23 protein-coding genes are annotated in these 20,022 nt (G+C 71.7%); 13 read left to right on the forward strand and 10 right to left on the reverse strand.

Annotation, left to right across the window (positions count from 1 at the left end; genetic code table 11):
• On the reverse strand, positions 1-873 hold the full coding sequence (gene folP, locus ACFV9O_RS20230) for a dihydropteroate synthase (protein WP_385419774.1): 873 nt from the start codon (positions 871-873) through the stop codon (positions 1-3).
• Positions 874-985: 112 nt separating this feature from the next.
• Here folP and ACFV9O_RS20235 point away from each other — a divergent pair, with 112 nt between their 5' ends.
• Both ACFV9O_RS20235 and ACFV9O_RS20240 read left to right on the forward strand, forming a co-directional pair.
• Positions 986-1,480 (forward strand): DivIVA domain-containing protein, encoded by a 495-nt coding sequence (locus ACFV9O_RS20235; protein ID WP_385419777.1) that lies wholly within the window; start codon positions 986-988, stop codon positions 1,478-1,480.
• Positions 1,477-2,067: a DNA-3-methyladenine glycosylase I gene (locus tag ACFV9O_RS20240; protein ID WP_385419779.1), complete on the forward strand. Its 591-nt coding sequence runs from the start codon at positions 1,477-1,479 to the stop codon at positions 2,065-2,067. The genes ACFV9O_RS20235 and ACFV9O_RS20240 overlap by 4 nt, the downstream gene beginning before the upstream one ends.
• An 89-nt stretch (positions 2,068-2,156) precedes the next feature.
• Here ACFV9O_RS20240 and ACFV9O_RS20245 read toward each other — a convergent pair whose 3' ends face one another.
• Positions 2,157-2,957 (reverse strand): enoyl-CoA hydratase/isomerase family protein, encoded by an 801-nt coding sequence (locus tag ACFV9O_RS20245; protein ID WP_385419781.1) that lies wholly within the window; start codon positions 2,955-2,957, stop codon positions 2,157-2,159.
• Between the two features lie 330 nt (positions 2,958-3,287).
• On the opposite strand from ACFV9O_RS20245, the gene ACFV9O_RS20250 reads away from it, so the two are divergent.
• On the forward strand, positions 3,288-3,455 hold the full coding sequence (locus ACFV9O_RS20250; RefSeq protein WP_003966491.1) for a DUF3117 domain-containing protein: 168 nt from the start codon (positions 3,288-3,290) through the stop codon (positions 3,453-3,455).
• A 168-nt stretch (positions 3,456-3,623) separates the two neighbouring features.
• Here ACFV9O_RS20250 and ACFV9O_RS20255 read toward each other — a convergent pair whose 3' ends face one another.
• On the reverse strand, positions 3,624-4,289 hold the full coding sequence (locus ACFV9O_RS20255) for an O-methyltransferase (RefSeq protein WP_385419784.1): 666 nt from the start codon (positions 4,287-4,289) through the stop codon (positions 3,624-3,626).
• Positions 4,290-4,430: 141 nt separating this feature from the next.
• On the opposite strand from ACFV9O_RS20255, the gene sigE reads away from it, so the two are divergent.
• The 5 genes from sigE (at position 4,431) to ACFV9O_RS20280 (ending at position 9,316) form a co-directional block, all read left to right on the forward strand.
• Complete coding sequence (gene sigE, locus ACFV9O_RS20260) at positions 4,431-5,192, forward strand: RNA polymerase sigma factor SigE (RefSeq protein ID WP_385419786.1); 762 nt, start codon at positions 4,431-4,433, stop codon at positions 5,190-5,192.
• Positions 5,189-6,025 (forward strand): anti-sigma factor family protein, encoded by an 837-nt coding sequence (locus ACFV9O_RS20265; protein WP_385419787.1) that lies wholly within the window; start codon positions 5,189-5,191, stop codon positions 6,023-6,025. Before sigE ends, ACFV9O_RS20265 begins: the two co-directional genes overlap by 4 nt.
• Positions 6,026-6,131: 106 nt before the next feature.
• Positions 6,132-7,904, forward strand: coding sequence for a S1C family serine protease (locus ACFV9O_RS20270; protein WP_385419789.1), 1,773 nt, complete (start codon positions 6,132-6,134; stop codon positions 7,902-7,904).
• A gap of 181 nt (positions 7,905-8,085) precedes the next feature.
• Entirely contained in the window at positions 8,086-8,523 is a 438-nt protein-coding gene (locus tag ACFV9O_RS20275) for a sec-independent translocase (RefSeq protein WP_385419791.1), read from the forward strand.
• Between the two features lie 130 nt (positions 8,524-8,653).
• Positions 8,654-9,316, forward strand: a complete 663-nt coding sequence (locus ACFV9O_RS20280) for a hypothetical protein (RefSeq protein ID WP_385419793.1) — start codon at positions 8,654-8,656, stop codon at positions 9,314-9,316.
• A gap of 345 nt (positions 9,317-9,661) precedes the next feature.
• On the opposite strand, the gene ACFV9O_RS20285 is transcribed toward ACFV9O_RS20280, so the two are convergent.
• From ACFV9O_RS20285 to ACFV9O_RS20295, 3 genes are read right to left on the reverse strand one after another with little or no spacing between them, the layout of a single operon-like run.
• Entirely contained in the window at positions 9,662-10,795 is a 1,134-nt protein-coding gene (locus ACFV9O_RS20285) for an Mrp/NBP35 family ATP-binding protein (RefSeq protein ID WP_385419795.1), read from the reverse strand.
• Positions 10,796-10,838: 43 nt separating this feature from the next.
• On the reverse strand, positions 10,839-11,537 hold the full coding sequence (locus ACFV9O_RS20290) for a DUF1003 domain-containing protein (protein WP_385419798.1): 699 nt from the start codon (positions 11,535-11,537) through the stop codon (positions 10,839-10,841).
• Entirely contained in the window at positions 11,527-12,798 is a 1,272-nt protein-coding gene (locus tag ACFV9O_RS20295; protein WP_385419801.1) for a magnesium transporter MgtE N-terminal domain-containing protein, read from the reverse strand. Before ACFV9O_RS20295 ends, ACFV9O_RS20290 begins: the two co-directional genes overlap by 11 nt.
• A gap of 183 nt (positions 12,799-12,981) precedes the next feature.
• Here ACFV9O_RS20295 and ACFV9O_RS20300 point away from each other — a divergent pair, with 183 nt between their 5' ends.
• A complete protein-coding gene (locus ACFV9O_RS20300) occupies positions 12,982-13,767 on the forward strand; it encodes a hypothetical protein (protein ID WP_385419802.1) in 786 nt (261 codons plus the stop codon).
• 151 nt (positions 13,768-13,918) lie between these two features.
• Here ACFV9O_RS20300 and ACFV9O_RS20305 read toward each other — a convergent pair whose 3' ends face one another.
• Positions 13,919-14,452, reverse strand: coding sequence for a hypothetical protein (locus ACFV9O_RS20305; RefSeq protein ID WP_385419805.1), 534 nt, complete (start codon positions 14,450-14,452; stop codon positions 13,919-13,921).
• A gap of 13 nt (positions 14,453-14,465) precedes the next feature.
• A complete protein-coding gene (locus ACFV9O_RS20310; RefSeq protein WP_385419808.1) occupies positions 14,466-15,581 on the reverse strand; it encodes a magnesium and cobalt transport protein CorA in 1,116 nt (371 codons plus the stop codon).
• A 452-nt stretch (positions 15,582-16,033) separates the two neighbouring features.
• Between ACFV9O_RS20310 and ACFV9O_RS20315 the strand changes: the two genes are divergently transcribed.
• Entirely contained in the window at positions 16,034-16,618 is a 585-nt protein-coding gene (locus ACFV9O_RS20315; RefSeq protein WP_385419809.1) for a suppressor of fused domain protein, read from the forward strand.
• Positions 16,619-16,741: 123 nt separating this feature from the next.
• On the opposite strand, the gene ACFV9O_RS20320 is transcribed toward ACFV9O_RS20315, so the two are convergent.
• The gene (locus ACFV9O_RS20320) at positions 16,742-16,966 is read right to left on the reverse strand and encodes a hypothetical protein (RefSeq protein WP_385419811.1); all 225 of its coding nucleotides are present in this window, start codon (positions 16,964-16,966) and stop codon (positions 16,742-16,744) included.
• A 197-nt stretch (positions 16,967-17,163) separates the two neighbouring features.
• Here ACFV9O_RS20320 and ACFV9O_RS20325 point away from each other — a divergent pair, with 197 nt between their 5' ends.
• The 3 genes from ACFV9O_RS20325 to ACFV9O_RS20335 all read left to right on the forward strand — a co-directional run bounded on the left by ACFV9O_RS20325 (position 17,164) and on the right by ACFV9O_RS20335 (position 19,736).
• A complete protein-coding gene (locus tag ACFV9O_RS20325) occupies positions 17,164-17,802 on the forward strand; it encodes a DUF6758 family protein (RefSeq protein WP_385419814.1) in 639 nt (212 codons plus the stop codon).
• Between the two features lie 318 nt (positions 17,803-18,120).
• Entirely contained in the window at positions 18,121-18,987 is an 867-nt protein-coding gene (locus ACFV9O_RS20330) for a PHP domain-containing protein (protein ID WP_385419816.1), read from the forward strand.
• 143 nt (positions 18,988-19,130) lie between these two features.
• Positions 19,131-19,736 carry a MarC family protein gene (locus tag ACFV9O_RS20335; protein ID WP_385419819.1) on the forward strand — a complete coding sequence of 202 codons (606 nt, stop codon included), beginning with the start codon at positions 19,131-19,133 and terminating at the stop codon, positions 19,734-19,736.
• A gap of 91 nt (positions 19,737-19,827) precedes the next feature.
• Here the strand turns inward: ACFV9O_RS20335 and ACFV9O_RS20340 are convergent, their stop codons facing one another.
• Positions 19,828-19,980, reverse strand: a complete 153-nt coding sequence (locus tag ACFV9O_RS20340) for a hypothetical protein (RefSeq protein ID WP_385419822.1) — start codon at positions 19,978-19,980, stop codon at positions 19,828-19,830.
• Positions 19,981-20,022: the final 42 nt, after the last annotated feature.

The following is a 20,022-nucleotide window of genomic DNA, read 5'->3' on the forward strand; positions in this document are numbered from 1 at the left end:
TCAGGCCAGGCCCCGGCGGGCGACCGCCGGGGGCCTGTGGCCCGCGATGGAGGCCACCATGTCCAGGACCTGGCGGGTCTCGGCGACCTCGTGGACGCGGTACACCTGGGCGCCCAGCCACGCCGACACCGCGGTCGTCGCGAGCGTGCCGATCACGCGCTCCTTCACCGGCCGGTCGAGCGTCTCGCCCACGAAGTCCTTGTTCGAGAGGGACACCAGCACCGGCCAGCCCGTCTCCACCATCTCGCCGAGCCGACGCGTCGCCTCCAGCGAGTGACGGGTGTTCTTCCCGAAGTCATGACCGGGATCGATGAGAATGCCGTCCCGGCGCACCCCGAGCGCCGCCGCGCGCTCGGCCAGGCCCGTGGTCACCCGCAGGATGTCCGCCATGACGTCGTCGTACGCGATCCTGTGCGGCCGCGTGCGCGGCTCCGCGCCGCCCGCGTGCGTGCACACCAGCCCCACCCCGTAGCGGGCCGCCACCTCGGCCAGCTTCGGGTCCACGCCGCCCCACGCGTCGTTCAGCAGGTCCGCGCCCGCCTCGCAGACGGCCGCCCCCACGTCATGGCGCCAGGTGTCGACGCTGATCACCACGTCCGGGAAGCGCCGGCGGACCTCGGCGACGAAACCGACCGTGCGGCGAGCCTCCTCCTCGGCCGTCACTTCCTCCCCGGGACCGGCCTTCACACCACCGATGTCGATGATGGCGGCCCCCTCCGCCACCGCGTGCTCGACGCGGGCGAGGGCGGGCTCGTCGCGGAACGTCGCCCCCTGGTCGTAGAAGGAGTCCGGGGTCCGGTTCACGATCGCCATGATCACCGGCTCGTGCGCGTCGAATTCGCGCCGCCCCAGCCGCAGAGTCCCGCTGCGCATCCCCTGCATCCGCTGTCTCCGTCCTCGCGATCGGTCGCCTGCGACCTTAACTGTCGGTGGCGCATGGCACGATCGGCAGCGGACGGTTTCCTGCTCCGGGGAGAGGCACGCTGTGTTCTGGTTCTTGCTGATCGCGATGGTCGTGGTGGTCGCCGCGGTCACCCTGGCGGTGGTCGGCGGCGGTGAGAGGGCGGTCCTTCCGGAGGTGGCGCCCGAGCACCTGGTGGACCCGCTGCCGGCGGCGCGGCCGGTCGGCCGCGCGGACATCGACGCGCTGCGGCTGCCGGTGGCGCCGCGGGGCTACCGGATGGCGGACGTCGACGACGTCCTCGACCGGTTGAGCGCGGAGCTCGCCGAGCGGGACGCGCGGATCGCCGAGCTGGAGTCGGCCCTGGCCGGGCGGCAGGCGACGCGGACGGGGCCGCCGGAGCCGTTCGGAGAGCAGCCGGGCGATCGGTCCGGCGGGCGGACCGGCGGCTTCTTCGACAAGCGCCCCACCGAGCCCTTCGACGAGCAGCCTGCCGAGCCGTTCGACGACCGGCCCGCCGGACATCCGGGGGACGAGCGGCCGGGACGACCGGGACCGGGACAGGAGGGCGAGCGATGAGCGGCGGAGCCGTCGCGGGCCCGGACGGGCGGCTGCGCTGCCCCTGGGGCCTGTCCACCGAGGACTATGTGGCGTACCACGACGAGGAGTGGGGCCGCCCGGTCCACGGGGACGACGCGCTGTTCGAGCGGCTCTGTCTGGAGGCGTTCCAGTCCGGGCTGTCCTGGATCACGATCCTGCGCCGGCGCGAGGGCTTCCGGCAGGCCTTCGACGACTTCAAGATCGCGTCGGTGGCGGCCTTCACGGACGCCGACAAGGAGCGCCTGCTCGCCGACGCGGGGATCATCCGCAACCGCGCCAAGATCGATGCGGCCCTCGCCAACGCGCGGGTGCTCGCGGACTGGCCGGCCGGCGAGCTGGACACGCTGATCTGGTCGTACGCCCCGGACCCGGCCGCCCGCCCGGCGCCGCGCATCCTCGCGGACATCCCGGCGGTCACGGACGAGTCCACGGCGCTGGCCAAGGACCTCAAGAAGCGCGGCCTGCGCTTCATCGGCCCCACGACGGCGTACGCCCTGATGCAGGCGTGCGGCCTGGTGGACGACCACCTGGCGGACTGCGTGGCCCGCGGGGCGGTCACCTCCTAGGGCAGGACTGGCCCGGGAGCGCCGGAGGCCTCCGGATCACCGGAGGGCCGGCGGGGCAGCAGGCCGGGCGGGGCCGCTGCGCCGGAGCGTCATCGCCCCAGGTACCTGGGCTTCGCCTTGTCGAGGAAGGCCTGGACCGCGATCCCGTGGTCCTCGGAGGCCCCGGCCCTGGTCTGCAGCTCGTCCTCCTTCTCCAGCGTCTCGTCGAGCGTGTGGCCCGCGCCGTACGCCAGGGACTCCTTGATGGCTGCGTACGCGAGCGTCGGGCCCTCCGCCAGGGCGCGCGCGACCGTCGCGGCCTCGGCGGCGAGCTCCTCCGCCGGTACGAGCCTGTTCGCGATGCCCAGGTCGTACGCCTCCTGAGCCGAGATCGACCGCGGGAAGAGCAGCAGATCGGCGGCGCGGCTCGCCCCGATCAGCCGGGGGAGCGTCCAGGAGACGCCCGAGTCGGCGGTCAGCGCGACCCCCGCGAAGGACGTCGTGAACTTCGCCGTGTCGGCCACGATCCGGTAGTCGGCGGCCAGGGCGAAGCCGAGCCCCGCGCCCGCCGCGACCCCGTTCACCCCGGCGACGACCGGCTTCGGCATCTCGGTGAGCGCCCGGACGATGGGGTTGTAGTGCTCGCGCACGGTGCTCATGGTGCTGCCGGTGCCCGCCTCGCGGTCGGCGTGCAGCAGCGAGATGTGCTCCTTGAGGTCCTGGCCCACACAGAACGCCCGGCCGGTCGCGGTCAGCAGCACCGCCCGTACCGCCTCGTCGGCCGCGGCGGCCTGCACGCTGTCCCGGAGGGCCTCCTTGGCCTCGACGTTCATCGCGTTCATGGCCTCGGGCCGGTTGATCGTGATGGTCGCGAGTCCGTCCTTCACCTCGTACAGAACGGTGTCGGCCATGGCGGGGTCCCCTTTGCGGCTCGGGCGATGCGATCGTGTCGGGCCCAGCATGACGGAGATCGCGGGGACCCGGCATACGGCCCGGTATGTGACGTGCGTCAAAGAATTATGGGTCACTTGTGTGAGCGCGATGGCGAAGTATCGCAGGTGGATCCCCGAATTGGGTGGTTTTGCGAAAGCGCGTTGCGCAAGCGATGCCGACCGATGTTGGTCATCGGGTCCTGCCATGCGGGATAATGGCTGGGAAGCAATGTGTTCGATGCCGGTGACGTGTGCCCACCCAGGGGGCCGTCGGCTGACGATGAGCTGGTTTCAGGAAGGGGAACGAGCATGGCGGCCATGAAGCCGCGGACGGGCGACGGCCCGCTCGAGGTGACCAAGGAGGGGCGGGGCATCGTCATGCGCGTTCCGCTCGAAGGCGGCGGTCGGCTTGTCGTCGAGCTGACTCCGGACGAGGCCGACGCGCTCGGCGACGCCCTCAAGAAGGTCGTCGGCTGACGCGAGGAGCGCCCACAACCTTTCCGCACTGCCCCGGTACGGTACGACCGTGCCGGGGCAGAGTTGTACGGGCCCGGAGGAGGAGCCTTCGCCGCGGGCGACGCCCCGCGGCGAGGCCGCCCTGTCGGCTGCGGCAACTCGACGTGTCAGCCGCGGCGCCCAGACGCGTCAGCCGCGGCGCACCGCGCACAGCAGCCCGTCGCCCACCGGCAGCAGCGACGGCAGCAGCTCCTGGCTCTCCCGCACCGCCCGCAGCAGCTCCCGCACCCGCAGCACCTCGGCCGGCTGGGCCGACGAGTCGACCGTGCGGCCGTCCGCGAAGACGCCCTCGAAGCAGACGAGCCCCCCAGGTCGCAGCAGGCGCAACGATTCAGCGAGGTAGTCCAGCGACTCCAGCCGGTCGCCGTCGCAGAAGACGAGGTCGTACCCGCCGTCCGCGAGCCTGGGCAGTACGTCCAGGGCTCGGCCAGGGATGAACCGCGCCCGGTTCCCCGCGAAGCCCGCGGCACGGAACGCCTGCCGCGCGAAACCCTGGCGCTCCGGCTCGGGGTCCACGGTGGTCAGCACGCCGTCGGGCCGCATGCCCTGCAGCAGATAGATCCCGGAGACGCCGGTGCCCGTGCCGATCTCCGCCACCGCCTTGGCGTCCGCCGTGGCGGCCAGCAGTCGCAGCGCGGCGCCGGTGCCCGGCGACACCGAGGGCAGCACTGCTTCCCGGGCCCGCTCACGGGCCCAGCGCAACGCTTCGTCCTCGGCGACAAAGGCGTCGGCGAACGCCCAGCTCGTCTGCCGGTTGGCGGTAATGACCCTCTCCTGTCCCCGTAGTTGGCGCAACGGTGACTGTATCCGCTGCGCCCGGGAACCCGCAGATGGGACCGGGCGTTATGGAGGGGCAGGGAGGAAAGTGCGGGCGACCGCCGACCGGCCCCAAATTCGCGTAAAGATTCTTATCCGGAGCTAACGGGCGAGGTGGCTATGGTAGGGACTCCACTGGACACCACCAGAGCCGACAGGGGAGGTGCGGCTGCGCCTGTGGATCGGAGAGGGGTGCTGAGGCGCCTCCTCGGGTCGGCGGGTGAGCCGAAATCCGTGACAGACACCGCTGACGCCCGTTCAGGCCAGACCGACTCCGTAACCACCGCGACATTCGCATCGGATGCGGATTCGCAGGCGTGGACGCCTCCCTCGTGGGAGGACATCGTCAGCACGCACAGCGCGCGGGTGTACCGCCTTGCCTACCGTCTGACCGGAAACCAGCACGACGCGGAGGACCTCACCCAGGAGGTCTTCGTCCGCGTCTTCCGCTCCCTTTCGACGTACACGCCGGGGACGTTCGAGGGCTGGCTGCACCGCATCACCACGAACCTCTTCCTGGACATGGTCCGCCGCAAGCAGCGGATCCGCTTCGACGCGCTCGGGGAGGACGCCGCCGAGCGGCTGCCCAGCCGTGAGCCGTCCCCGCAGCAGGTCTTCCACGACACGCACTTCGACGCCGATGTGCAGCAGGCCCTGGACACCCTGGCGCCCGAGTTCCGCGCCGCCGTGGTGCTCTGCGACATCGAGGGGCTGTCGTACGAGGAGATCGCGGCCACGCTCGGCGTCAAGCTCGGCACCGTCCGCAGCCGTATCCACCGCGGCCGCTCGCATCTGCGCAAGGCCCTCCAGCACCGCTCTCCCGAGGCGCGTGCCGAGCAGCGCGCACTGGCGGGCGTGATCGGGGAGGGCGGTTCGGCGTGAGCGGCATCGGACCGACCCCCGCGGAGCAGCACTTGGGGGACCGGCTCGCTGCTCTGATCGACGGCGAGCTGAAACATGACGCGCGCGACCGGGTGCTCGCGCACCTCGCGACCTGTCCCAAGTGCAAGGCCGAGGCCGACGCACAGCGCCGGCTGAAGAGCGTGTTCGCCGCGACCGCCCCGCCGCCGCCGTCCGAAGGGTTCCTCGCCCGCCTGCAGGGCTTGCCCGGCGGGCCGCCCGGAGGGCAGCCCGCCGACGACGACGACAGAAGCGGTCCGTTCGGCTCCGGCCGAGGACGCTTCGGCGACGGCGTCTTCGGCATGACGCCGGAAGGCTTCGGGTACGCACCTGGCCCCGGGCAGGGGCACGGTTCCGGATTCCGTATCCATGACGTGGGGCGCCAGGAGGCCGAGCGCTCGGTGTGGCGCGGACGCAGGTTCGCCCTCACTGCGGCCAGCGCGGTGTCGTTCGCGGCAATCGCCCTCGGCGGGACGGTGCCGCTGGGCGCATCGGGCGATGCCGCCGCCCGTGGTGACCAGAGGGGGAACAATGTGACGCCCCAGCGGAGTGCCTCCCCGTCGGCCGCATCGAGCGCGGACACCGGACGGCGTCGCGGCGGTGCCACCAGCGACCAGACCGTGGGCGTGGTCTCGCCGGCCCTGATGCAGGGGCAGCCGATGGCCCACCCGTTCTCGGCGTCGGGCCTGCTGACGGGCGCGCCGCCGGCGTTGATACGGCCCTCGGGCTCGGCGCTCCAGTCGGCCACCGCGCCAGGTCCGGCGACGACGGCCACCCCGCACCCGACCCAGCTCGCGGCCCCGGCCGGGCGCTGACGCCGGGTGCGGGCGGCCGCGCTGTGTGATGCCTTCCGCAAACCTGGTTGAATCCAGGGAAGGGGTGCCCGGCAGGGCGCGCGGACAGGCCAGTTGCGGGGAGAGCATGGAGAACGGGAAGCAGACGGATCCCAAGCCGAAGTGGTGGAGCCGGCCTTCCCGCCGTACCTCCCTGCCGGAGACGCCTCCGGCGCCCCTGGAGCACGGACCCGACGCACCCCGGACGGAATCGGCTGCTCCCGAGGCGGCTCCCGCCTCCGTCACCGACGACCGGTCCGAGTACCCGCTGGCCGCACCGGCCCCCGCACCGGCACCCTCGGAGACGCCCGCGCCGGCTCCAACGGAAGCGCTCGCGGCGGAGGCCCCGGCGGCCGTAGCGGAGCCCGCTCAGGCCGGCCGGGCTGCCGGCCCGGTGAACGAGCCGGTGGCCGACGCCGCCCCGCCGCAGGGCGCCGGCGTACAGGCGCTGCACGAGCCCGACGAGTACCGGACGCCGCCCTACGGCGGCCCCGGGCCCTGGGCCCCCGCGCCTCCGGTGCAGCGGCCCGTGGGAACCCCGGCGCACGGGACGCCCGTTCCGGCACAGCACCCCGTGAGCAACGGGTACGCCGCCCCGGGCCCGGCCGCGGCCCCCGCGCCCATGCCCGCACCCGCACCGGCACCGGCACCCGCACCGGCCCCCGCGCCCGTCCAGTGGGCCCAGTACGACCCCTGGAGCGCCACGGGGACGGTCGCCCTGAGCCAGGCCGGGGAGTCGGCCGAGAAGAAGCCCCGGCGCGGCGCCGCATTCGTCGGGGCCCTGCTCTTCGCGCTGCTCGCCGGGGTGCTCGGCGGCGGCGTCGGCGCATATCTGGAGCGGAACGGCGGCATCACCACCGTGGAACTGCCCCAGGCCGGCCCGGAGGACTCCGGGCGCGCCCCCGGCAGCATCGCGGGCATCGCCGCCAGCGCCCTGCCCAGTGTCGTGACGCTGCACGTCAGCGGCGCGGGCGAGCAGGGCACCGGCACGGGATTCGTCCTCGACAAGCAGGGCCACATCCTCACCAACAACCACGTCGTGGACGCGGCGGGCAGCTCCGGCGACATCTCCGTCACCTTCAGCGGTGGCGAGACGGCTCGCGCCAGGCTGGTCGGCAAGGACAGCGGCTACGACCTGGCCGTCGTCAAGGTCACTGGCGTGTCCGGACTGAAGCCGCTGCCCCTCGGCAACTCCGACAACGTCCGCGTCGGCGACCCGGTCGTCGCCATCGGCGCGCCCTTCGACCTGCAGAACACCGTCACCGCCGGAATCATCAGCGCCAAGGAGCGCCCGATCACCGCGGGCGGCGAGAAGGGCGACGGCAGCGACATCAGCTACGTCGACGCGCTGCAGACCGACGCCCCGATAAACCCCGGCAACTCCGGCGGCCCGCTCGTCGACTCCAAGGCCCGCGTCATCGGCATCAACAGCGCCATCCGCGCCGCCGACACCGGCACAGGGCCCGACGGCGGCGGTCAGCCCGGCTCCATCGGTCTCGGCTTCGCCATCCCCATCAACCAGGGCAAGCGCGTCGCCGAGGAGCTCATCAACACCGGCAAGGCCACCCACCCCGTCATCGGCGTCAGCCTCGACATGAAGTACACGGGCGACGGTGCCCGGGTCGGCGAGAAGGGCCGGGACGGCACCGCGCCCATCACCCCCGGCGGGCCCGCAGCGAAGGCCGGCGTCCGCCCGGGCGACGTCATCACCAAGGTCGACGGCCAGCGGGTGCACAGCGGCGAGGAGCTCATCGTCAAGATCCGTGCGCACCGCCCCGGCGACCGGCTGGAGCTGACCCTGCTCCGGGACGGCAAGGAGCAGACCAAGACGCTGACGCTCGGCTCGTCGAGCGGTGCGTGACGGACATCCGGCAGGCCACCCCGGCCCGACCGGCGGCGGACCACCCGGTCCGACCGGCGACGGGACCCCCGAAGAGACACCCGAAGGTACCGTCAGGACAGATTGGCCGGGTACCGTGGAGCGGGTCCCACCGCACGCTTGACCGGCGGGCATGGAGAACACGAACACAAGGAGCAGCAGGGTGTTCAATGACATAGGCGCACTCGAGCTCGTCACGCTCGTGGTCCTCGCCGTGCTCGTTTTCGGTCCGGACAAGCTGCCGAAGGTCATCCAGGACGTCTCGCGGTTCGTTCGCAAGGTCCGGGAATTCTCCGACAACGCGAAGCACGACATTCGTAGCGAACTGGGCCCGGAATTCAAGGACTTCGAGTTCGAGGACCTCAATCCCAAGACCTTCATCCGCAAGCAGCTCGCCGAGAACGACGATCTGAAGGAAATCCGGAGCAGCTTCGACCTGAAGAAGGAGATCAACGACGTCGCGGACGCGGTCAACGGCAAGGAGACCGACACGGTCCCCGCTGCCGTCAACGGCTCGCCCGGCGCCGCTCCGGACCTGCTCAAGAAGCGCGAAACCGTCGATCAGGGCGAGCGCCCGCCCTTCGACGCAGACGCCACCTGAGTGCCCCCGAGCGCCATCAATCCCAACGAGCCGGTGCGAGATGGCTATCCTCTCCATCTGTCCGGAAACGAGGACGCCCGCGGGGGGCGGGCCGTTCCGGACCCAGGTGATCGAGGAGGCGGCCGGGTAGATGGAGACGACGAGTCGGGTAGGGACGCAGAGCACGCCCAGCGCATCGGCCGCTGAGGGGGTGCCCGTGGCCCGGCGTACGGTCGACGACTATCTGCGCGCACCCTTCCCCTGGTACGGACTGGACGAGGCCTTCATCGGGCCGCGCTGGCTGATGCAGGTCGCCACGGCCGCGGACGGCACGGTGCAGCACGGGTCGATGGGCCACGGCGACGAGCCGTCGATAAAGTCCGACGCCGCAGGGGCCGAGAAGGAGCGCTTCGCCGTGGTCGTCACGATCGCCGCGAGCCCGATGCGGCGCAGCGGTGACGGCACGGGTGTCCTTGACGCGACGACGGTCTCCTCGGCGGCGTGGCTCGCCGGTTCGGGGCTTCTCGCGTACACCTGGCCCGGGCAGCTGGACCACTCGTTGCGGGACGACTGGCTGGACCAGCAGACCGAGACCGCGTTCGAGCTCGCGGACGACCTCGCCGGTCCGGCGTGGTCGGAGCTGTCGCTGCCGGTGGACGGGACGCCGATGCCGTTCCACTACCGGGAGTCGGAATTCGGGTGGGTGCTGGCCGGGTCCACGGGGAGCGGGGTGCACGTGGGTGCGTTCGGGCGGGGGTTGAGCGCGTACGGGCTCGGCTTCTCGGTGGTGCAGGACCTGGGCGCGTACGCCTAGGTCCTGTCCGGTCGATCAGGCCGGATCGGTGAGCGGGGTCTGGTGCATGGGGTCTCCCCAGGCCCGCAGGGCCTGGGGGACGCATCGCACGGCGGAGGTGGGGGTCCCCCGCCGAAGGCAGGGGGAGAAATCGAGGCGGTGGGGGCACCTCCCGTGCCCGAAGGGCTACGGGGGAGTCGGTGACCGACGACAACGCAGCGAGGTGCGGTGCCAGGGCACGCGAGCCCGGCAAGACCGACCGGACATGGCCTGGACGGAGGAAGGGGCACCGCTCATGGTGAGCGGTGCCCCTTCACGTCTGCACGCCGGGTGCGGGCCGGTGGCTGCCCACAACCCGTACAGGCGTCAGAACTTGTTGCGCGGCGTGATGCCCAGGCTCAGGCCCGCGAGGCCCCGCTGGCGGCCGCCGAGCTTGCCGGCGATGGCGCGCAGGGCCGAGCCGGCCGGGGAGTCGGGGTCGGTCAGGACGACCGGCTTGCCCTCGTCGCCGCCCTCGCGCAGGCGGACGTCGATCGGGATCTGGCCGAGCACCGGGACCGTGGCGCCCGTCGTCCTCGTCAGCCCGTCGGCGACCCTCTGGCCGCCGCCCGAGCCGAAGACGTCGATCATCTCGTCACAGTGCGGGCACGGCATGGTCGACATGTTCTCGACGACGCCGACGATCTTCTGGTGGGTCTGAACGGCGATGGAGCCGGCCCGCTCCGCGACCTCGGCCGCGGCCTGCTGCGGGGTGGTGACGACCAGGATCTCCGCGTTCGGCACCAGCTGGGCCACGGAGATGGCGATGTCGCCCGTGCCCGGGGGCAGGTCGAGCAGGAGGACGTCCAGGTCGCCCCAGTACACGTCCGCGAGGAACTGCTGCAGTGCGCGATGCAGCATGGGGCCGCGCCACACCACCGGCGCGTTGCCCGGGGTGAACATGCCGATCGAGATGACCTTCACGCCGTTCGCCGACGGCGGCATGATCATGTTCTCGACCTGGGTCGGACGGCCGTCCGCGCCCAGCATGCGCGGCACGCTGTGGCCGTAGATGTCGGCGTCGACGACACCGACCTTCAGGCCGTCGGCCGCCATCGCCGCCGCCAGGTTCACGGTCACCGAGGACTTGCCGACGCCGCCCTTGCCGGACGCCACCGCGTAGACGCGGGTCAGCGAGCCGGGCTTGGCGAAGGGGACCTCACGCTCGGCGCCGGTGCCGCGCAGCGAGGCCGCGAGCTCGCGCCGCTGCTCGTCGCTCATCACGTCCAGCGACACGTCCACGCGCGTGACGCCCTCGACGCGGGAGACGGCGTCCGTGACGCGCTGGGTGATGGTCTCGCGCATCGGACAGCCCGAGACGGTGAGGTAGACCGTGACGGCAACCGCGCCGTCGTCCCCGATCTCGACCGATTTCACCATGCCCAGGTCGGTGATCGGTTTGTTGATCTCGGGGTCGTTCACCGTCGCCAGTGCCTCGCGCACCGCGTCTTCCGTAGCCATACGGACGATGGTACGGCGCCGGATGCCGCCCCGGGGACGGGCGTCAGCGGTCGCCTTCGTCACGTCCGCGGTGCGGACCGGGCGGGAATACGGGTTCGTGGTCCTGGTTGCTCAGCTCCTTCAGCAGATCCTCGAACTCGGAGCGGATCCAGTCGCGCGTGGCGACCTCGCCGAGGCCCATGCGCAGCGCCGCGATCTCCCGCGTCAGATACTCGGTGTCCGCGATGGAGCGCTCGTTCTGCGCCCGGTCCTGTTCCATCTCGACCCGGTCGCGGTCGGCCTGGCGGTTCTGCGCGAGCAGGATCAGCGGGGCGGCGTACGAGGCCTGGAGCGACAGCATGAGCGTCAGGAAGATGAACGGGTACTCGTCGAAGCGAAGCGGCGTCGGGGCGAACACGTTCCACAGGACCCAGGCGGCGATGGTCACGGTCATCCAGACAAGGAACCGCCCGGTCCCAAGGAAGCGGGCGATCTTCTCGGAGAACCGTCCGAAGGCCTCGGGGTCGTACTCCGGCAGCACCTTCCGCCGCGGAGCGCGCGGCACATCGAGCCGGTTGCGCAGCCGCGGCCCGCCGCTCAGCCGTTCCCGTTCCCGCTCTCGTTCCCGTTCCCGTTCCCGTTCGCGTTCCCGCTCCCGCTCTCGTTCCCGTTCGCGTTCCCGCTCCCGCTCTCGTTCCCGTTCCCGCTCCCTGGCCTCGGAGCGGCCCTCACCGCGCTCGGGGAACCCGTGGTCACTTCCCATCGGCGGTCACCGTCCCCTCGAACTCGGCCTCCCGCCAGTCCTCCGGCAGCAGATGGTCGAGCACGTCGTCGACGGTGACGGCGCCCAGCAGCGAGCCGCTCTCGTCCACGACCGGCGCGGCGACCATGTTGTACGCAGCGAGATAGCTGGTGATCGCGGGCAGCGGAGTGTTCGGGGCGAGCGGCGGCAGATCGCTCTCGACGATCCCGCCGACCAGCGTGAACGGCGGATCACGCAGCAGCCGCTGGAAGTGGACGGTGCCCAGGTACTTGCCCGTCGGTGTCTCGTCGGGCGGCCGGCACACGTACACCTGGGCCGCGAGCGCGGGGGAGAGGTCCCGCTGGCGCACACGCGCCAGCGCGTCCGCGACCGTCGCGTCCGGGCGCAGCACGATCGGCTCGGTCGTCATCAGGCCGCCGGCGGTCCGCTCCTCGTACGACATCAGCCGGCGCATCTCGGCGGCGTCGCTCGGCCGCATCAGCGTGAGCAGTCGCTCCTTGTCCTCCTCCGGCAGCTCGGAGAGCAGATCGGCCGCGTCGTCCGGGTCCATCGCCTCCAGCACGTCCGCCGCCCGCTCCTCCTTCAGCTTGCCGAGGATCTCCACCTGCTCGTCCTCCGGCAGCTCCTCCAGGACATCGGCAAGCCGGTCGTCGTGGAGGGCCGCGGCGACCTCCAGGCGCCGCTTGGGGGAGAGGTGGTGCAGCGCGTTCGCGAGGTCCGCCGGCCGCAGCCGTTCGAACGTGGCGACCAGGCTCTCGGCGCCCTGCCCCTCCTCCTCCAGCGAGAAGCCGGTGACCGCGGACCACTCGACGGTCAGGGCCTCGCCCTTGCGGCGCAGCGCCCCGCCCTTCCCCTTCCGTACGAAGACCTTGTCGATCTCCCAGTCGCGGCGGGCCGGGAGCTGCTGGATCGCGACGTCCAGGACGGTGACCTCCTCGCCCGTCTCGACGAGTCGGACCCGCCGGTCCAGGAGCTCGCCGAGGACGAGACGCTCGGTCGGTCGCTGCTCGAAGCGCCGCATGTTGACGACGCCGGTGGTGATCACCTGACCGGACTCGACGCCGGTCACCCGGGTCATGGGGAGGAAGATCCGGCGGCGGCTGAGGACCTCCACGACCAGGCCGAGCAGCCGCGGCGGGCGGCCGCCGACGCGGAGCATGGCGACGAGGTCGCGTACGCGCCCGACCTGCTCGCCGTTGGGGTCGAAGACCGGGACTCCGGCGAGATGCGAGACGAAGATCCGGGGGGCGCCTGCCGCCATGCTCCGCGCCTCCTCCATGCCGAGGGAAATGCCCCGAAATGCCGCTGTTCAACGGCTTCAGGCTAGCCCGTGGCGTTCCATGCCGCCTACGAGAACGGTCCGGACGGCTCCCCTCCAGATCGTGCTATGACCCCGGGTACGCTGCGGTCTTGCCACCCCCCACGTACGAGAGGCAGTGCGCACGTGACCGCTCTCCCCCCGGCCGCCGCGGCCCGGGCCGCCCGCCGGGCGGCGCTCCCCGTCGCACTCTGCATGGGGCTGGCCGCCGCCCTCACGGCCTGCGCCGGCGAGGACCCGGACGCGGGCACGAACGGCGTCGGCAAGCTGGAGGCGCCGGCCATCGAGGCGAAGGCGAAGGCGGCGGCGAACGCGGCGCAGGCGGTACGGCTCTCCGGGACGCTGGTGTCCAAGGGCGGCACGTACAAGCTGAACATGCGGCTCAAGAAGAGCGGCGGTATCGGCTCGGTCACCACGAAGAACTCGACCTTCGAGCTGCTGCGGGTCGGTGATGCGCTCTATCTGAAGGCCGACACGGCCTTCTGGGCCCACGCGGACTCCGACGGCGACGGCGCGTCCGAGCCGCCGAGCAAGGAGGACACGGCCGCCGCGGACAAGCTCGACGACATGTACGTGAAGGTCCCGGAGGACGACCCGTCGTACAAGCAGCTGCGCGGCTTCACCGAGATGGACGTCCTGCTGGAGGGGCTCCTCGGCCTTCAGGGGAAGCTCAGCAAGGGCGACCGCGACACGATCGGCGGCGTCCGCACGATCAAGGTCCTCGGCAGCGAGGGCAACGGCGGCACGCTCGACGTCTCCCTCAAGGGGACGCCGTACCCGCTCCAGTTCGCCCGCGCGGGTGGCGCGGGCGTCCTGACGCTCGCCGACTGGGACGAGGACTTCAAGCTCGCGCCTCCGACCAAGGAGGAGTCGGTCGACTACGGCCGCGAGCTGCCGCGCACGAGCAACTGAGTGCTGCGGGCTGCGGCCTGCCGTGGTGAGCCCGTCCGGCGTTCGAGGACGGACACGCCGGCCCCTGTTGCGGCACCGGGTCGCTTCGGTGCCGGCCGCCCCCGAGGGGAGGGCGCACGAGGACCAGGCCCTCGTCAGGACCTCAGGAGCCTCAGGAGGCGCGCTTGCGGCCGCGGCGCAGCAGCAGGCGCGGCAGGGCCGCCGGGATCGGGTGGCGCGTGGTGGCCGTCGTGGGCAGCGGGGTGGCGGCCAGGGAGCCCTGCGGATGCTCGGTGGTCGACTCGCGCGGCTCCAGCCGCAGCACCCGGCACTCCCGCGCCCAGCGCTCCGTCATCTGCTCGCCGTCCGGCGCGTTGAGCCGCTTGCCCTTCAGCTCGGCGACCGCGCCTTCCCATGCCTCCGAGCCGGGGGCCAGCTCGCTCACCACGGCCGTCCAGGCGACCAGCCGGCCGCCCTTGTCCTTGCTGCGTACGGTCACCTCGGCGGTGGAGCCGTCCGTCAGCCCGGGCAGCGGCTGCTCGCCCGGACCGTCGCCGACGACGTGCGCGGCCCCGTCGTGCCAGGCGTGCCACAGGGCCCGGGAGGGTCCGGTGCCCCGGACCCAGATGAGGCCGGACTTCTTGGTGGCCTCCTCGACGAGGGCGGGGCCGAGCAGCGGGTCGTGGCCGAGCTGAGCGTCGTTCATGTCCCGCAGCCTATTAGAGCCAGCCGTTGCGCTTCAGCGTGCGGTGAATGGTGAGACAGACCGCGACGATGCCGGCCATCACCATCGGGTAGCCGTACTTCCAGTGCAGCTCCGGCATGTGGTCGAAGTTCATGCCGTAGACCCCGCACACCGCCGTCGGTACGGCGATGATCGCGGCCCAGGACGTGATCTTGCGCATGTCCTCGTTCTGCGCGACCGTCGCCTGTGCCAGATTCGCCTGGAGGATCGAGTTCAGGAGCTCGTCGAAGCCGATGACCTGCTCCTGCACCCGCGCGAGGTGGTCGGCGACGTCGCGGAAGTACTTCTGGATGTCCGGGTCGACGAGACGCATCGGCCGCTCGCTCAGCAGCTGCATGGGCCGCAGCAGCGGGGTCACGGCCCGCTTGAACTCCAGCACTTCGCGCTTGAGCTGGTAGATCCGCCCGGTGTCCGTACCGCGCGTGCTGCCCTTCGACGGCGCCGAGAAGACGTCGATCTCGATCTCGTCGATGTCGACCTGGACCGCGTCCGCGACCGCGATGTACCCGTCCACGACATGGTCCGCGATGGCGTGCAGCACCGCCGACGGGCCCTTGGCCAGCAGTTCCGGGTCGTCCTGCAGCCGGTGCCGGAGGTTGCGCAGCGAGCCCTGTCCGCCGTGCCGCACGGTGATGACGAAGTCGGGTCCGGTGAAGCACATCACCTCACCGGTCTCGACGACCTCGCTGGTCGCCGTCAGCTCGGCGTGATCGACGTAGTGGATGGTCTTGAAGACGGTGAAGAGCGTGTCGTCGTACCGCTCCAGCTTGGGGCGCTGGTGGGCGTGGACGGCGTCCTCCACGGCCAGCGGGTGGAGCCCGAACTCCGCGGCGATTCCCGCGAATTCCTCTTCCGTCGGCTCGTGGAGCCCGATCCACGCGAAGCCGCCGCCCTCGCGCACCCGGAGCATCGCCTCGTGCGGGGTGAGGCACGCCGCGTCCTTCACGCGCTCGCCGTCGCGGTAGACGGCGCAGTCGACGACCGCGCTGGATGCCGAGGGGTCACGGGTGGCGTCGTACGTGCTGTACGGGCCGCTGCTCTTGCGCAGCGCCGGGCGGACCGCTTCGCGCAGGTCACGGATCATCGACATGGCAGGCTCCTTCACGGAGAGGCCGGCGGCGCGCGGCGTGGCACTGCCCGGAATGGGGACGTTGTACTCGATACGTCCGCAAAGCGGGCGGCACCGCGTGACACGGTGACGGCGTTCGCTACAGACAGTCAGGCAAAAACGACGTGCTCTTCCGTCGTGCGCGGTGCCGAGGATGCAGCGGTGCGGGAAGCCCCCGAGGACGGACGGTGCCGGAATCGGACGGGCAGCGTCAGGCGGCGAGGAGTCGCGCGGAAGAGCGGTTGGTACTGCACGGTCGACTTCGATCCACCGCAGCCCCACCTCCTCCGGCCGGTCCCCCGTGGGGGATGACGTGTGATCGGGACCCAGAGCCACACTTCAGCGTGTTGTCCCGAACAGGCGGCCAAGCCTATCAGCCGACTGAGGATCAATTCCTTCCTTTGCCCGTTCCTGATGCGATCTATGCTCGCGGGATGGGAGAAGTTCTTGCTCTGGTCGAGGCCCGGCTCAGCTCCGCGCTCGGCGAACCGGACGCGCGCGCCGCGGTCACCTTTCTCGGTACGGACCGGATCGAGGTGCTCCGTTTCATCGACGGGGACATCGTCCGGTACGCCACGCTGGGCATGTCGGCCCAGCCGATGAACGACCCCAAGGACCCGCTCGCCGACCCCGTGAAGGGCCCCCGCGCGGAACTCGTCCTGTCGGTACGGGCCGGGCTCGCCGACACCGACAATGTGCTGCGCCCGCTCGCGGTGCTGGCGTCGTCACCGCAGGTCGAAGGCGTGATCGTGGCGCCGGGCAACTCCATGGACCTCGGTGAACCGCTGTGGCCTCAGGCGCCGTTCTCGTCCGTCCTGGTGGCGGAGTCCGGCGGTCTGGTGGAGGACCTGGAGCTGGCCGAGCCGATGGATCCGGTGCGCTTCCTGCCGCTGCTGCCGATGACGCCGAACGAGGCCGCGTGGAAGCGGGTGCACGGCGCCGGCGAGCTCCAGGAGCGGTGGCTGAAGCACGGGACGGACCTGCGCGATCCGTTGCGCAGGTCCGTGCCCCTGACGTGACGTCGATGTCTGTGAAGTGACGTATCTCATGGCCGAGTTGGGCTCCCGGTCGGCCTGACGGCCGTTCCGGGGGTCTTTGGGCCCGACGCTGCGTCGCATGCCGCTCGGCCGGCCGGACGCGGCTCAGTCGGCCAGGACCGCCTCCCGCGTCGCGAGGACCGGCTTCGGCGCCGCCGCCTCGTGCGTCAGCGACGCCCGCCGCGCCCCGACGATGACCGCGCCGATCACCGCCGCGACGCCGGCGACCACGAACGGCGCGCGGACGTCGGTCCACTCCGCGATCTTCGGGGCCAGATACGGGGCCGCCGCGGCCGCGAACCTGCGACGGACGCCCCGGCCGTGGCCCAAACGGCCTTCGGCTGGCGCAGGATGCCGCCTCCGTCGAACGAGTTCGCCCAGATGGGTGGCAGATGCAGATGATAAGTTAGCCTCACTAATGAGTGTAAGATACACTTGGTTTGTCCTGGTGGGGGCGGGTGAAACCGCCGTGCCGGACGGGTGATCGTCCTTGACGCGACGCCGAGCGGGTAGGACCGTTGGGCGCTATGAGGGGCGAACCCAGTTGCCCGAAGTGCGGTGGCCGGGTCAGGGCGCCCGGTCTCTTCGCCGATACGTGGCAGTGCGATGTGCACGGTTCCGTGCATCCGCTGCAGCCGGTGATTCCGCCCAGCGTCGAAGCCCTCAGTGTCGTGGTCGCCCGTGCGCAGGTGCCGGTGTGGATGCCCTGGCCGCTCCCGGTCGGATGGCTCTTCACCGGCGTCGCGTACGCCGGTGACGACCGCAGCGGCGGCCGCGCGACCGCGGTCGCCTGCTCGGGTCCCGGACCGCTCGGTGGTGTGGGCGAGTTGCTGCTGGTCGCCGAGGAACTCGGCGTCGGCCTCGGCGCCCGCTTCGCCGGGATCGACGGGCCGGACCCGGGGCGGCACATGGCCGTCGACAAGCCGCCCCAGGCCAAGGTCCTCGCCGGGGGGCGGCCGACCCCGCTCTGGCACGTCGACGACGTGCCGGAGGACCGTGCGGTCTTCGCGGGTGAGGCGCGGGGGCTCTGGCTGTGGGCGATCGTCTGGCCGGAGTCGACCGGACTGTTGATGTACGACGAGCTGATACTCACCGATCTGCGCGACGCCGGCGCCGAGGTGGAGCTGCTGCCGTGCGGGGCGCTGTCACCACGACTGCTGGCGTGACGAGGTGTCGGCCTCGTCCGGCCGGCCGTGCGGTTGCACCCGCACGGCCGGCCCGTACGGCTGCCCTCGTGCGGGCGGGCCGGCGGCACGGCCGCTCGTGTGCGGCCGGCCGGTGGGGCTGTCCCGTGTGGGTCGGCGTGCGGCTGCCCTCGCGCGGTCGTACCGGTGCGGCCGGTCTCAGATGGGCCGACCGCGCGGCCGGCCTCGTGACGCCACCGTCGTGACGGCTTTCACGCCGCACCGTGGTCCGGGTGATGTTCGAATCCCCGTTACGATTGAGCGTCCCCTGTCCATGTCCGAGTCCTGGAGCCCTGCGTCGTGCGCATCGATCTGCACACCCACTCCACGGCATCGGACGGTACGGACACCCCGGCCGAGCTGGTCCGTAACGCCGCGGCCGCGGGACTCGACGTCGTCGCGCTGACCGACCACGACACCGTCGGCGGCCACGCCGAGGCGATCGCCGCGCTCCCCGAAGGCCTCACCCTCGTCACGGGCGCCGAACTCTCGTGCCGCGTCGAGGGCGTGGGCCTGCACATGCTGGCGTACCTGTTCGACCCCGAGGAGCCCGAGCTGGCGCGCGAGCGCGAACTCGTTCGGGACGACCGGGTGCCGCGGGCCCAGGCCATGGTCGCCAAGCTCCAGGAGCTGGGCGTGCCGATCACCTGGGAGACGGTGGCCCGGATAGCCGGTGACGGCGCTGTCGGCCGCCCGCACGTCGCGACCGCGCTCGTCGAACTCGGCGTCGTCCCCGATGTCTCCGCCGCCTTCACGCCCGACTGGCTCGCGAACGGCGGACGGGCGTACGTCGAGAAGCACGAGCTCGACCCGTTCGACGCCATCCGCCTGGTCAAGGCGGCCGGCGGCGTCACCGTCTTCGCCCACCCGCTCGCGGTCAAGCGTGGCGCGGTCGTGCCCGAGGACACCATCGCGCGACTGGCGGCGGCGGGCCTCGACGGCATCGAGGTCGACCACATGGACCACGACGAGCCCACGCGGGCCCGGCTGCGCGGACTCGCCGCCGACCTCGGCCTGCTGACCACCGGCTCCAGCGACTACCACGGCAGCCGCAAGACCTGCCGGCTCGGCGACTTCACGACCGACCCGGAGATCTACGGCGAGATCACGCGCCGCGCGACCGGCGCGTTCCCGGTCCCGGGCACCGGCGGAACATCCGGCCGCTGACCCCGGCTCACCTCCGCGCGGGCTCCTTCCGGCCGCCCGTGTGCGGATCGCTGCGCCCTCGCACCCTTCAGCGCTCCCCTGCGCCCCCGGGCCCCTCACCGGCCCGACCCCAACACCCCGACACCACCCCGCAAGGCAATACTGTGTTCGACGTCGCCGTCTTCGGCTCCCTCTTCCTCACCCTCTTCGTGATCATGGATCCCCCCGGGATCACCCCGATCTTCCTCGCCCTCACCTCCGGCCGCCCCGCCAAGGTCCAGCGCCGGATGGCCTGGCAGGCGGTCGCGGTGGCGTTCGGTGTCATCACCGTCTTCGGCATCCTGGGCCAGCAGATCCTCGCCTACCTCCATGTCTCCGTCCCCGCCCTGATGATCGCGGGAGGTCTGCTTCTGCTGCTCATCGCGCTGGATCTGCTCACCGGCAAGACCGACGAGCCCAAGCAGACGAAGGACGTCAATGTCGCGCTCGTGCCGCTCGGCATGCCGCTGCTGGCCGGGCCGGGCGCGATCGTCTCGGTGATCCTCGCGGTGCAGCACGCCGACGGGGTCGGGCAGCAGATCTCGGTGTGGGCGGCGATCGTCGCGATGCACGTCGTGCTCTGGCTGACGATGCGCTACTCGCTGCTGATCATCCGGGTCATCAAGGACGGCGGTGTCGTCCTGGTGACACGGCTCGCGGGCATGATGCTGTCGGCGATCGCCGTGCAGCAGATCATCAACGGCGTCACCCAGGTGATCCAGGGCTCCTGAGGAGCTCGCGGCAGAACGACGCCCCCGTACGGAAGGTTCCGTACGGGGGCGAACTTCTGTCGGGGCTGCCGTTGAGCGGGGCCGAGGTCCTTTACGACGCCGAGGTGGCGGCGGGCCGGATGTAGATACGCTGGCCGATCGCGGCGGCCTGCTGGACCATCCGGTTGACGGAGGCGGCGTCCACAACGGTGCTGTCCACGGCGGCGCCGTCGACGTCGTCGAGTCGCATGATCTCGAAGCGCATAAGGGGCTTCTCCCTTCTGTCCGTCTCTGTTCCGTCCGTTCC

The organism is Streptomyces sp. NPDC059909, assembly GCF_042730885.1.
In the GTDB taxonomy this organism is placed as follows: Bacteria; Actinomycetota; Actinomycetes; order Streptomycetales; family Streptomycetaceae; genus Streptomyces.